The following is a 13,804-nucleotide window of genomic DNA, read 5'->3' on the forward strand; positions in this document are numbered from 1 at the left end:
TTGAGTATACACTGGAACAAGCCGGAGGAAACCGAACTGAACTGGAATCTTTTCTTATGTATTATTCTGAGGATAAGCAGAAAGAAGAAGCTGCGAAATTTCTGATAGCAGGCATGGGAAACAAGTGTTTTTATGAAGGTGGATTGATAAATCGTTATGATACAATTTTTTCTATATATGACTCTCTCTATAATGCAGGTGTTGATGAGGGAGATTTACCTGTTATCACAGAAACTTGGAATGAGCTGGAGCAACAGTATGGGAAACTAACCATTCATCGTTTAGAGAAGAAATGGGATAGTCGTTTTTTGGATTCTCATTTTCTTATTGATAATTTGGAGCAGGCTTTTGAAGCATGGGGAGATACTCCCGATTTTGTAAGTCATAATCTTGATGATTTTTATGAATATGTGTTGCCGTATAGAGCAAATAATGAGAAACCGGAGATATATAGGAAACGATATCGTGAAGAATTGCGTAACTTGTATAATGTAGGTAAAGATAGTGTGGAAAGTCTTATTAGGGAATTTAATAAAGAATTTTGGTTGAATCGACGCTATCGTTATTGTAATACACTGTGGAAATATCCGATAGCCTTACCTATTAGTAAAATGGAAAAAGGACATCATTCAGCTTGTCGCCATGCTACGACATTTTATGCATCTGTTATGCGAGCATGTGGTTTGCCTGTGGCAATTGATTATGTCAAAGCATGGGGAAATAGAAGTATGGGGCACGAGTGGAATGTCTTGCTTTTGGATAATGGTAAAATCTATCCCTTTGATGCTTTTAATGGGAAAAGGCTGGAATTTACCTATAAACCAGCGAAAATATTCCGGAGAAAGTTTTCATTAACTTCAGGAAATATGCCTTCATTGAAAGATGTTCCTTCGTATTTGACTTTGAAGGATGAATTGGATGTGACAGAACAGTATGGAGATGTTTATGATATTTCTATTCCATGTTTGTATCCTTGGGATGGGAATGGCAAAAAACAATATGCAGTTATTTGTGTATTTGATAATGCTGCATGGAAGCCAGTTTATTGTGGAAAGATAAAAAATGGGCAAATAGTGTTCCGACATATGATGGGTGATGTATGTTATATGGCGGGTTATTACACTCAAGGGAAAATTATTCCTGCCAATGAACCGTTCATATTAAAAAAGGATGGGAGAATAGAATATCTGAAAATTAATAAAAATGCTCGTTTGAGTATGATATTGAAAAGAAAGTATCCACGTTTTCCAAGGATGGAATTGTTTGCTACACATATCCGTCGTGGTAAAGTGAGAGGAGCAGATAACAGACAGTTCCAAAATTCTACATTATTGTTTGATATAATGGGAACACCTAGTGATATTGTAGATTCTTTAGTGAAAATAGAACAGCGTTTCCGTTATTTGCAGGTAGAGCCGGCTATTTACCGAACGGGAGATTTGGCAGAAATTGAATTTTATGGAAAGAAAAATTTGCATGAACCTGAACAAAAAATAGTAGGGCAAGTATTCGGCTTTCCTGAAGTGCCTATTAATAATGGACATCCTTATTTACACGCTATGGATGGGGATTATGAAACCTATTACTCAAAAGAAAAAGATGAAAAAGGATATGTTGCACTAGATTTGGGCTCTTCTTATTACATAACAAGGGTACGCTTTTGTCCGCGCAGTGATGCTAATTTTATAATTCCAGATCATGAGTATGAATTGTGCTATTGGGATAATCAATGGAAAAGTGTAGGTTGTAAGGTTGCATCTGGATTAACAGTGACTTTTGAGAATGTTCCTAGCAACACCTTTTATATTCTTCATAATTTGACGAAAGGAAGGGAAGAGAGAATTTTTACATATGAGAATGGTGAACAAGTTTGGTGGTGAGTATTAAAATGTACTGTCATTGAAATCCGTGGAATAATTAAGTGATAATTGCTTAGGAGCTATTGAGTTATTCCTTATCTTTGCAGCAATAATCACAAAAGATGGGAAATGACTAAAGCTATTTGTAATTTATTAATTCTGTTTATTATAACGGTTGCCTTGTTTGGCTGTTCTGAGAAGGAAGATGAAAAGACTAATTCGAAAAACAATGTGAATGGTACTATTGAAAAAGGGCCTTTTCTTACTGGTTCTAAAGTGACTCTTTATGAGTTGGATGAAAACTTGAATCAGACAGGAAAGAATTTCAGGACTGAGACCATTAATGACAAAGGGGATTTTTCCTTTTCGGAGATAGAATTATCCGGTCGTTATATAGAACTTGAAATTAGTGGGTACTTTTATAATGAGATAATTGGTAGGCATTCCAATTCACAAATTAATCTGAATGCTATAACTGACCTTTCTGGTGAGGGAAATGTGAATGTGAATATTCTGACTCATCTGGAATTTAAACGTGTAAAGAAGTTGATGAAGGAAGGCAGTAGTTTTCTTAATGCGAAGAGACTTGCAGAGAAGGAACTGTTGCAGATTTTCCATATCACTACGGAATTTAAAAATCCGGAGAAAATTAGTTTGACTGATGGGGATGAAAATGCGGCGATGCTGTTGGCTATTTCTTCGATATTGCTATATAATAAATCGGAAGGTGAGTTCTCAGAGTTCATCTCCAAACTTAGCAATGAATTTGCAGAAGAAGGAACAATTACTAGTAAATTATTGTTGGAAGAAATTTATTACGGGGAGACGGGCGTAAATGCCTTATCTGTAATGGATAATATCAAGAAGTATTATCGGACTCAGGAAACAGAGGTTGTGGTCAATAATATTCGTAAATATATTGATGGTAATGGCGATGGAGTTTTGGATGAAAATGACGAAACGATAGGCGAAGGAACGGAACCGATTCCACCCTTAGAGCAGGATAATGAGAAATTATTTAAAGAGTATTTGAAAGGTACTTACGTAAATGCGAGCAACTATTTTCAACTTATAACCATACTTGATGCTGTTCGATGCAAACAGGTAACTGTCTCTGGAGTTCAGATAAATCCCTATAACACGTTGATAGAAAGTGCTTGGACTCGCGCTTATAGTATTATGAAAAATATACATACTGTACTGGAACACGATTGTTCAGGATTTAGTTTTGATGTAAAGCCTTATGTTACTTCCCTTCGTTTATATAGAGGCCTTATCTATTTGGATATGGTACAGCATTGGGGTGGAGTTCCACTTGTGACAAGTAGATTTGACGGTAATGATTTTAATATTCCTAGGGCTTCAAAGAAAGAAGTACTTGCTTTTATTGTGAGTGAGATAACAGATGTGTTATCCGATTTGCCAGAAGCAAATTCTGATGATGACCTTATTTTTTCAAAAGATTTAGCCAGGGCTGTACTTGCAAATGCAATGTTAGAAGAAGAAATTGCTGATTATCAGGGAGCAGCTACTTTACTAAAGGCCATCATTGATAATGACAAATATACTCTCTTGGGTACGAATAATTTGATTTACAAAGAAAAGAATATGGAAGAACTCTTCTCATTGGAATTGATTGCTCCTACTCTTTTTCCGCTTTTTGAAGAGGTGATAAAACATGATGGCTCATTGCATCCTATATATAGATTCACAGGTGTTATGTTGAACTATGCCCAATCTTTATATCGTCTTGGAGCTTATGATGAAATGAAAACGGTAATAAGCCAGATAAGAGCATCTTTGGATAAAGAGAAACTGGAATTTTTACCTGAGAGTGATGCGTGTACAGAAGTTGCAAATCTGTGGCAAGAGATTATAAATAAGGATTACGGGTATTTTGCTCTACTGAAACAGTTGGAACTAGCTGTGCCAATATTAGGAATTGAAGGGTATGAAACTTTATATCCGATTCCAGCTCGAGAACTTGATTTGAATTCTAATATGATACAAAATCCTCATTATTAGTAAAATATCCTTTAGGTTGATAAGTCGAAGTTAGCTCCTTATTCAGCGCTAACTTCGACTTGTTTATTTATATATAAAAGATAGAAAGAACTTTTTACCTATTGATTCTTCTAGCCTTAAATCATTCTTTACCGAAATAATCGTATCGTTTAGTTATATTTTCTATATTTGTGATATTGAATCAAATACAAAATACTATGGGCGATTTGAATAGTGTATATCTGCTGCTTGGTATAGTGATGCTTATTGTTTTGCTATGCCGGTTTGATGGTCGGTTTACGAAGATAGAGAAAGAGCTTGATGTAATAAAAAAACAGATGGACGCTCTTCTGAAGGGGCAGGCGAAAATGGCTGCTGGTGATATGAAATCAAGTGAGGAGACGTCTGAGAAAGTAGTAATAGAAGTCCTGTCAAAAGAAAAATTGGTTGAAGAAGAGTTGGTTGTTCAAGAACCAAGTACAATTGTTGAGGTTGTGGCTGCTGATAAATTGCAAGACGCTCCGGAATCAGTTCAAGAATCTGTTCAGGAAGAAATTATTGAAAGTATCCCAGTTATGGATACGGTTCGGGAAGAGTCTGCAATGTCTCCAGAACCGATTCATGTGGCACCGGCTACTCCGAAACCACCAAAGAAACAAATCAATTACGAGAAGTTTATCGGCGAAAACCTTTTCGGAAAGATTGGTATTCTCATATTTGTGATAGGGGTGGGCTTCTTTGTGAAGTACGCCATTGATAAGAACTGGATAAATGAGACTTTCCGTACCGTGCTTGGTTTCCTGACCGGAGCCGCATTGCTGTTTGTTGCCGAACGTTTACAGAAGAAATATCGTACATTCAGTTCACTGCTTGCAGGCGGTGCTTTTGCCGTGTTCTATCTCACGGTTGCTATTGCGTTCCATTATTATCATATCTTCTCGCAGACTGTGGCGTTTATCATTCTGATAGCCACTACTATATTTATGTCTGTTCTCTCTGTGATATATGACAGGCGTGAGCTGGCTATTATTGCGCTTGTAGGCGGATTTTTAGCACCTTTCATTGTGAGTAGCGGCGAAGGAAGTTATCAAGTTCTGTTTACTTATGTGAGCATTTTGAATTTGGGTATGTTCGGGCTTTCCATCTATAAAAAGTGGAGCGAACTTCCGATTATCTCCTTTGTCTTTACTTGCCTGATAATGGCTAGTTTCTTACTGTTAAGCTATTCTTCCCGTTCTACGGTCATATCGGGACATTTGTTGATGTTTGCCACCTTGTTCTATTTTATCTTTTTGCTTCCAGTATTTTCCATTCTCCGTGGAGAGAAGATACAAGCAATGAGTCGTGGACTGGTATTTGTTATCATTACAAATAATTTTATCTATTTACTTTCGGGAATCCTGTTCCTGCAGAACATGGGGTTGTCTTTCAAAGCAAGCGGTCTGTTGAGCCTCTTTATAGCACTCGTCAATCTGGGGCTGGTAATTTGGTTGTGGAAGAATAGAAAAGATTATAAATTCTTGGCTTATACCACGTTGGGACTTGTATTGACCTTTGTTTCTATCACCATTCCGATTCAGTTGGACGGAAACTATATCACATTGCTTTGGGCGTCGGAAATGGTATTGCTGTTGTGGCTTTATGTGAAATCGAAGGTCAGAGTCTATGAATATGCGGCGAAGGTGCTGGTAGGTCTCACTTTTGTCTCTTATCTGATGGATGTATATGATGTAATGTCACATGGATACCGTTCTTCAGGTGCTATTTTCCTGAATAGTTCATTTGCAACCTCTTTGTTTGTAGGATTAGCCACGGGAGCATTTGCTTTATTGATGGGATATTATTATCAATTCTTCTCTACGGCACGTCGGTTGAAATATAGTTTCTGGAATCCTTTTATGCTTATAGTTTCCGTAGCCATCCTTTATTATACATTTATGACGGAATTCAAACTGTATTTTGAAGGAGCGACGCGAAGCGGAGCAATGTTCTTGTTTACTGCCGTTTCCATTTCGAGTGTTTGCTATGCTTTCAGAAAACGATTCCCGATAACGAAACATCTCACTTCTTATATCTTGGCTATCGGGGCAAACGTACTTGTATATATCATAAATATATGGGGCGACCAGAGAATATGGACTTCTCCTCCTGTTGTACTACCATGGCTGACAGCTGCGTTCGTAATAGCGAATTTGTATTATGTAGCACGCTTGTACTATACAACCATCGGCATAAAGCCCCGATTTACCGTATATATCAATATCCTTGCCACGCTCCTTTGGCTGACAATGGTACGCTCTTTCCTTTGGCAAGCAGGTGTAGACGATTTCAGTGCCGGGCTATCGCTTTCATTAAGCATTGCCGGGTTCGTCCAGATGGGGTTGGGCATGCGCCTGCATCAGAAAGCGATGCGTATGGTGAGTCTTGCGACTTTCGGAATAGTCCTACTCAAACTCGTCTTTGACGATTTATGGGCTATGCCGACTATCGGCAAGATTATCGTATTCATCATTTTAGGACTGATATTACTGATACTTTCATTCCTCTATCAGAAACTAAAGGATGTGTTGTTCAAGAATGACGAGGAAGAAATAAACTAAATCTTTGAAAAATATCCGATAAGAAAGGCTGCTTGTTCTACAAAAGAAGGGCAGCCTTTACCTTATAATTATGTTTATTCCCAGACGTAATGTTTTACTCTTGCGAGAAACGTTTCACCTGCTCTTCGATTAATTCCTTATCATCAAAATAATTAATCTTCATCGCCTTCTTCACGTCAGCCAAAGTCTCGGCAGCAGCAGCTCTTGCCACTTCGCAGCCTTGCTGAAGCATCTCGTAGATAGCAGGAATATCCTTGCTGAACTCTTTGCGACGATTGCGAATCGGTTCCAAAGTCTCCTGCATGATAGAATTCAGGAAACGTTTTACTTTTACGTCGCCCAGTCCGCCGCGTTGGTAATGAGCTTTCAACTCTTCCAGATTCGGGTAGTCCGGCAAGAAGCGTTCGAAATGTTCGGGACGGCAGAAAGCGTCGAGATAAGTAAATACCGTATTACCTTCAATCTTTCCCGGGTCCTGCACGCGGAGATGTCCCGGGTCAGTGTACATACTCATGATTTTCTTCTGAATCTCTTCCGGTTCTTCCGACAGATAGATACAGTTGCCGAGTGATTTGCTCATCTTCGCCTTACCGTCAGTTCCCGGAAGACGCAGGCAGGCCGCATTGTCCGGCAACAGGATTTCCGGCTCTACCAAAGTTTCACCATATATATAGTTGAATCGGCGGACGATTTCACGAGCCTGTTCGAGCATCGGTTCCTGGTCTTCGCCGACAGGGACAGTCGTTGCACGGAAAGCCGTGATGTCCGCAGCCTGGCTGATGGGATAAGTGAAAAACCCTACGGGGATACTCGCTTCAAAGTTGCGCATTTGGATTTCCGCTTTCACAGTCGGGTTACGTTGCAGGCGTGACACGCTGACAAGGTCCATAAAGTAGAAACTGAGTTCGCACAGTTCCGGGATTTGCGACTGGATGAAGATAGTGGCTTTGGACGGGTCGATGCCGCAAGCCAAATAATCAAGGGCAACCTCGATTACATTCTGACGTACCTTTTCAGGATTGTCTATATTGTCGGTCAACGCCTGTGAGTCGGCGATGAAGATAAACATCTTGCTGTAATCACCTGCGTTCTGCAAGTCAACTCTGCGTTTCAACGAACCTACATAATGTCCGATATGAAGTCTGCCGGTAGGGCGGTCTCCCGTCAATATGATTTTTTCTTTTCCCATTGTTATTACCTTATTAATATAGATTTAGCGACAAAGATACAGATAAAAACTGAAAACAGCACTAAAATGCACTCACTTCACTGTAAAAAAGTAGGCGTTTCTTTTTGCCATTTGCAAAATATGTCGTTACTTTGCACAAATTTTGAAATCGACAATGAATCAACAAGAAATCAGAAGTAAGTATTATCTACATTCGGATGTTTTTCACCCGGAAACGACGGGCTTCTTCTCTTTTCTCCAAAAACGATATTTTAGTTCTTTGGTAATGCGTTAATCCTTTTTTGAGGGTAACGCATTTTTTTTATGAACGAACTTAGAAACAACAACTTATTATAACAACAAAAGAAATGGAAAAGGAAATCAAGAAAGTTCTCGTTTTGGGCTCTGGAGCACTCAAAATCGGACAAGCCGGAGAGTTCGACTACTCAGGCTCACAAGCACTGAAAGCTTTGAAAGAAGAAGGTATCAGCTCAGTATTGGTAAACCCGAACATCGCAACCATTCAGACTTCTGAAGGTATCGCCGATAAAGTGTATTTCCTTCCCGTAAATACTTATTTTGTAGAAGAAATTATCAAGAAAGAGAATCCCGACGGCATCTTGTTGGCTTTCGGCGGACAGACTGCATTGAACTGCGGCGCGGAACTCTATACGCAAGGTATTCTTGATAAATACGGAGTGAAAGTGCTTGGTACATCGGTAGAAGCTATCATGTACACGGAAGACCGCGACCTGTTTGTTAAGAAACTGGACGAAATCAACATGAAGACTCCGGTGAGCCAGGCCGTAGAAAGCATGGAAGACGCGATTGCCGCAGCCCGCAAAATCGGTTATCCGGTGATGGTGCGCTCGGCTTACGCACTGGGTGGTCTTGGTAGCGGTATCTGCGCAAACGAGGAAGAATTCCTGAAACTGGCAGAAAGCTCATTCGCCTTCTCAAAACAAATCCTTGTAGAAGAATCTCTGAAAGGCTGGAAAGAAATCGAATTTGAAGTAATCCGCGACGCTAACGACCACTGCTTCACAGTAGCCAGCATGGAAAACTTCGACCCGCTGGGTATTCATACAGGTGAATCTATCGTTGTTGCTCCTACTTGCTCTCTGGACGACAAGGAACTGAAAATGTTGCAGGAACTTTCTACGAAATGTATCCGCCACCTGGGCATCGTAGGTGAATGTAACATCCAGTACGCTTTCAACTCTGATACGGACGACTACCGTGTGATTGAAGTAAACGCCCGTCTGAGCCGTTCTTCCGCTTTGGCTTCCAAGGCTACCGGTTATCCGTTGGCATTCGTTGCCGCTAAGATTGCTTTGGGTTACTCACTCGACCAAATCGGTGAGATGGGAACTCCAAACTCAGCTTATGTCGCTCCGCAACTCGACTACTATATCTGTAAAATCCCTCGTTGGGACTTGACGAAATTCGCCGGTGTATCCCGCGAAATCGGTTCAAGCATGAAGTCAGTAGGCGAAATCATGTCTATCGGCCGTTCTTTCGAAGAAATTATCCAGAAAGGTCTTCGTATGATTGGTCAGGGTATGCACGGTTTCGTAGGTAACGACGAACTTCACTTCGACGACCTCGACAAGGAACTTTCACGTCCTACCGACTTGCGTATCTTCTCTATCGCACAAGCTATGGAAGAAGGATACAGCATCGAACGTATCCACGACCTGACAAAGATTGACCCCTGGTTCCTCGGCAAACTGAAGAATATCGTTGATTACAAAGCTAAATTGTCCGCTTATAATAAGGTGGAAGATATCCCGGCTGACGTAATGCGTGAAGCAAAAGTATTAGGTTTCTCTGACTTCCAAATCGCCCGTTTCGTTCTGAATCCGGTTGGAAACATGGAGAAAGAAAACCTTGCCGTACGTGCTTACCGTAAATCTTTGGGCATCCTTCCGGCTGTAAAACGCATCAACACCATCGCTTCCGAACACTCGGAGCTGACCAACTACCTGTATATGACCTATGCGGTAGAAGGTTATGACGTGAATTATTATAAGAATGAGAAATCTGTAGTCGTACTGGGTTCGGGTGCTTACCGCATCGGTAGCTCGGTAGAATTTGACTGGTGTTCGGTGAACGCTGTTCAGACTGCCCGCAAACTGGGTTACAAGTCTATCATGATTAACTACAACCCCGAAACGGTTTCTACCGACTATGATATGTGCGACCGCCTGTACTTCGACGAACTTTCTTTCGAACGTGTACTTGACGTAATCGACCTTGAACAACCTCGCGGCGTCATCGTCTCCGTAGGTGGACAGATTCCGAACAACCTGGCTATGAAACTGTATCGTCAGTCGGTTCCTGTACTGGGCACTTCTCCGATTTCTATCGACCGTGCCGAAAACCGTAACAAGTTCTCTGCTATGCTCGACCAACTGGGTATCGACCAACCGGCTTGGATGGAACTTACCAGCCTTGAAGAAGTGAAAGGTTTCGTGGAAAAAGTCGGTTATCCGGTATTGGTTCGTCCTTCTTACGTTCTTTCGGGAGCTGCAATGAATGTTTGCTACGATGACGAAGAACTGGAAAACTTCCTGAAGATGGCTGCCGAAGTTTCTAAGGAATATCCGGTAGTGGTTTCCCAATTCCTCGAAAATACAAAAGAAATCGAGTTTGACGCTGTTGCACAGAACGGTGAAGTAGTAGAGTACGCAATCTCCGAACATGTGGAATTTGCAGGTGTTCACTCCGGTGACGCTACGTTGGTATTCCCGGCTCAGAAGATTTACTTCGCGACTGCACGCCGCATCAAGAAAATCAGCCGTCAGATTGCAAAGGAACTTAATATCTCCGGTCCGTTCAACATTCAGTTCCTTGCCCGCAACAACGAGGTGAAAGTAATCGAATGTAATCTGCGTGCTTCGCGTAGCTTCCCATTTGTTTCTAAAGTACTGAAACGTAACTTTATCGAAACCGCTACCCGCATCATGCTGGACGCTCCATACTCACGTCCGGATAAGTCCGCATTCGATATCGACTGGATCGGTGTAAAAGCTTCTCAATTCTCTTTCTCCCGTCTGCACAAGGCTGACCCGGTATTGGGCGTGGATATGTCTTCTACAGGTGAAGTGGGATGTATCGGTGATGACTTCTCTGAAGCATTGCTGAACGCAATGATTGCTACCGGTTTCAAGATTCCTGAAAAAGCGGTGATGTTCTCTTCAGGTGCTATGAAATCAAAAGTTGATTTGCTGGATGCCAGCCGCATGTTGTTCGCCAAAGGTTATCAGATTTACGCTACTGCCGGAACTGCTGCCTTCCTGAACGCTCACGGTGTGGATACTACTCCGGTTTACTGGCCGGACGAAAAGCCGGGTGCAGAAAACAACGTGATGAAGATGATTGCCGACCACAAGTTCGATTTGATTGTTAACATTCCGAAGAATCATAGCAAGCGCGAATTGACAAACGGTTACCGTATCCGTCGTGGCGCAATCGACCATAACATTCCGTTGATAACAAATGCCCGTCTGGCAAGTGCCTTTATCGAAGCATTCTGTGAACTGAAACTGAGTGATATTCAGATTAAGAGCTGGCAGGAGTACAAATAAACTGCTTTAGCTGTCTGTCTCAAGATAAGAAAACTCCCTCTTTGGCTTGTCCAAAGGGGGAGTTTCTTTTTATCTGCCTTGCTACTGGTAGTTTCGCGCCTTGAAACTATTGGTTTCATTACTTGAAACTAGAGTTTCACCTGCTTGAAACTGAAGTTTCCATTGCTTGAAACTGAAGTTTCCATTGCTTGAAACCGAAGTTTCCATTGCTTGAAACTATTGGTTTCAAGGCTTTGAAACTAGAGTTTCTCACCGATGAAACTAGAGTTTCAAGCAGGTGAAACTAATTGGGGAAAGCCTTTCTGTATTTTTCATCCGAAAGGATGGATGTATTGCCGTGGCGGGCATGATCGCAAAGTGTGACGGCATTGTGACAGAAAATACTGCTGTCACAATGCCGTCACGTCTTGCTGTCACACTCTTACTTGTTTATAGTCAATGCGTTATCTGACTTATTGTGACGGATGACAGCAACTTGTTATGTTTTAATTCTCTAGTAGCGATGTTTTTTGCTTTTTATTATTTGCTCACACGATAATTATATACCTTCAGATTTTCTATCCGGCTGTTGAAATCTCCGGCTTTTTCCAGGGGGAAAACCAATGTACGGATATAGCTCATCGAGTCTTTTCCTGCATTGAAGTAAAGTTTCTGCATATTCATTTCTTCGATAACCTTTCCGTTTACCCTGAGTGTAGTGCTGCGGCTGTCTCCTTCGATTTGGATCGAAGCTTTCTCTCCCGGATTTACCTTATATGGGAACGTGTTCAAATAACCGTCGCGTGCAAAACCCATCATGCCGCGAATCGGGTCTGTCAGATAGAATACGGCATTGGGCGAACGGAATAGTTCAGTTCCGCTTTTCTCCTGTGCTCCGGTGATGTCGAAACTGACTGTATAGTCGTAGCCGATTTCGGGATAGTCAGAAGTGCTGCCGGGAGTAACTGTGGAACGTTCATAGACTAATGCGGGGCTTTTGCCGATTCTTCCCATTTGGTTTACTCCGGGAGCTTCGCTGATAGCGGCACGCTTCTCCTTGTACGCTTCGAAAGGCAGGCTGGTTTCTTTACCTGTCCACATTTTCACGGCAAGAGTTTGCAGGGCGGGGAATACACGGTGATGAATATCTTTCACGGAAATTCCATTACCTGCATGGTCGTTCCAGACTGCGAACATGCCGCCAAGAATGGCAGGGTGCTTTTCTTCGAATACAGCTTTGCCGATATGTGCCGGTGTCCATTCTTTGTATAAGAATGATTCGTTGAGATAATCCTGATAGTATCCTGCTATCGGAACAATATAGACCATTTCGTCCGGAAGGCTGATGAGTTGATAACCGTCCTTTATCATGGTTGCCGGGTCGGCATATCCGTTGTACCAGGCGTTCATAAGGACATCCTTTGACTTGACCGGAGTGTCACCTTTGGCATGAGTGAGCGCACCCCATACCACTGCCTGCTTGCCGAATCCTTCTACCAGGCGGATATAATGGTCGGTGAACGCACGGAATTTTTCTACTACTTCTTTCTTCGCGTTCGAGTATTCGTCAGTGCCGATATGCACGCGTTTGCCTACAAATACGGGATTGTCTCCTTCCAGGTATTCCTTGAACAAAGCATCTACAAATTCATACGTTTCCGGTTTGAAGAGGTCAAGATGGTCCATTCCATATTCTTTGCTGCCGATTTCCGGTTTGTAATGAGCGAGTGCAAGTGAATGGGCGGGAACATCTATTTCCGGTATGATTTCTATAAAGTTGGCGGCTGCCTGCTTTTGGAAATCAATAAATTCCTTTTTGGAATAAGAGCCGTCGCGGGCGGTCAGTCCCGGATACGTATCCGATTCCAAACGGAAAGCGGCATACGTCTTGTCCCAGTTGTGTTCGAAATATTGCTTGAATCCGTTATCGTTCAGATGGACTTGCAGGGTGTTCATCTTGTAGTAAGCCATGATTTTCACCAGGTCTTGCAGATAAGACATCGGGATAAATTTACGTCCGCAGTCTATCATAAATCCACGGATGGGATAGTCGGGATAATCGCGGATAGTACCTTTGGGAAGTTGGTGGCCGGCGGTTTGTTCCGCTATTTGCAGGAGGGTGCGCGTGCTCCAGTAAAGTCCGGTAGAAGTCGGGGCGGAGAGCGTCACGCGGTCGGCTATCTTGATATCATAACCTTCTTGTCCCAATTTCTTATCTGTTGATAACGATAGAACGAAATCTCCGGCCTTCGCCTTCCCTTCCGTCACGCTCAATGCCTGTCCGAACATTTGTTGATAATCGTCAGCAAACATTCGGGCTACTCTCAACAGTTCGGGGTTTGAGGAAGTACAGACGATTTTCGCGTCCGTTCCCGGGATGAAGTTACCGTCTTTTCCCGCCCATTGTTTCAGTTCGGGGACAACGAATGGTTTTGGATTAACTGCAGCGCGGGATAAATTTCCGGTCAGACAAAAGATAGTCAATAAGCATAGCACTTTCAGGGGGATTAGTGTGTGTCTCATAAGGGGGATTTTTGTTATTAATAAATGATTAACGTTAATTATCGGGTGAAAGTAAGGATAATTTAGGTATTCATCGGCAAG

6 protein-coding genes are annotated in these 13,804 nt (G+C 42.0%); 4 read left to right on the forward strand and 2 right to left on the reverse strand.

What is annotated here, in order from left to right; all coding sequences use genetic code 11:
* The first annotated feature begins 56 nt into the window (after positions 1 to 56).
* From BacF7301_RS08565 to BacF7301_RS08575, 3 genes are all read left to right on the forward strand, one after another.
* On the forward strand, positions 57 to 1,880 hold the full coding sequence (locus tag BacF7301_RS08565) for a transglutaminase-like domain-containing protein (RefSeq protein ID WP_167961961.1): 1,824 nt from the start codon (positions 57 to 59) through the stop codon (positions 1,878 to 1,880).
* Positions 1,881 to 1,988: 108 nt separating this feature from the next.
* Positions 1,989 to 3,884 carry a RagB/SusD family nutrient uptake outer membrane protein gene (locus BacF7301_RS08570; protein WP_167961963.1) on the forward strand — a complete coding sequence of 632 codons (1,896 nt, stop codon included), beginning with the start codon at positions 1,989 to 1,991 and terminating at the stop codon, positions 3,882 to 3,884.
* 197 nt (positions 3,885 to 4,081) lie between these two features.
* Positions 4,082 to 6,463: a DUF2339 domain-containing protein gene (locus tag BacF7301_RS08575; RefSeq protein ID WP_167961965.1), complete on the forward strand. Its 2,382-nt coding sequence runs from the start codon at positions 4,082 to 4,084 to the stop codon at positions 6,461 to 6,463.
* Positions 6,464 to 6,557: 94 nt separating this feature from the next.
* Here the strand turns inward: BacF7301_RS08575 and trpS are convergent, their stop codons facing one another.
* Positions 6,558 to 7,652 carry a tryptophan--tRNA ligase gene (gene trpS / locus BacF7301_RS08580; RefSeq protein ID WP_044653940.1) on the reverse strand — a complete coding sequence of 365 codons (1,095 nt, stop codon included), beginning with the start codon at positions 7,650 to 7,652 and terminating at the stop codon, positions 6,558 to 6,560.
* Positions 7,653 to 7,999: 347 nt separating this feature from the next.
* Between trpS and carB the strand changes: the two genes are divergently transcribed.
* Positions 8,000 to 11,221 carry a carbamoyl-phosphate synthase (glutamine-hydrolyzing) large subunit gene (carB, locus tag BacF7301_RS08590; RefSeq protein ID WP_167961969.1) on the forward strand — a complete coding sequence of 1,074 codons (3,222 nt, stop codon included), beginning with the start codon at positions 8,000 to 8,002 and terminating at the stop codon, positions 11,219 to 11,221.
* A 519-nt stretch (positions 11,222 to 11,740) separates the two neighbouring features.
* On the opposite strand, the gene BacF7301_RS08595 is transcribed toward carB, so the two are convergent.
* A complete protein-coding gene (locus tag BacF7301_RS08595) occupies positions 11,741 to 13,723 on the reverse strand; it encodes a beta-N-acetylhexosaminidase (RefSeq protein WP_167961971.1) in 1,983 nt (660 codons plus the stop codon).
* Between the last annotated feature and the right edge of the window lie 81 nt (positions 13,724 to 13,804).

The sequence above is a fragment of the Bacteroides faecium genome (genome assembly GCF_012113595.1).
Lineage (GTDB): Bacteria > Bacteroidota > Bacteroidia > Bacteroidales > Bacteroidaceae > Bacteroides > Bacteroides faecium.

Coding starts and splice junctions, on each gene's coding strand:
- BacF7301_RS08565 (WP_167961961.1), top strand. CDS start 57: ATGTATTATTCTGAGGATAAGCAGAAAGAAGAAGCTGCGAAATTTCTG.
- BacF7301_RS08570 (WP_167961963.1), top strand. CDS start 1,989: ATGACTAAAGCTATTTGTAATTTATTAATTCTGTTTATTATAACGGTT.
- BacF7301_RS08575 (WP_167961965.1), top strand. CDS start 4,082: ATGGGCGATTTGAATAGTGTATATCTGCTGCTTGGTATAGTGATGCTT.
- trpS (WP_044653940.1), bottom strand. CDS start 7,652: ATGGGAAAAGAAAAAATCATATTGACGGGAGACCGCCCTACCGGCAGA.
- carB (WP_167961969.1), top strand. CDS start 8,000: ATGGAAAAGGAAATCAAGAAAGTTCTCGTTTTGGGCTCTGGAGCACTC.
- BacF7301_RS08595 (WP_167961971.1), bottom strand. CDS start 13,723: ATGAGACACACACTAATCCCCCTGAAAGTGCTATGCTTATTGACTATC.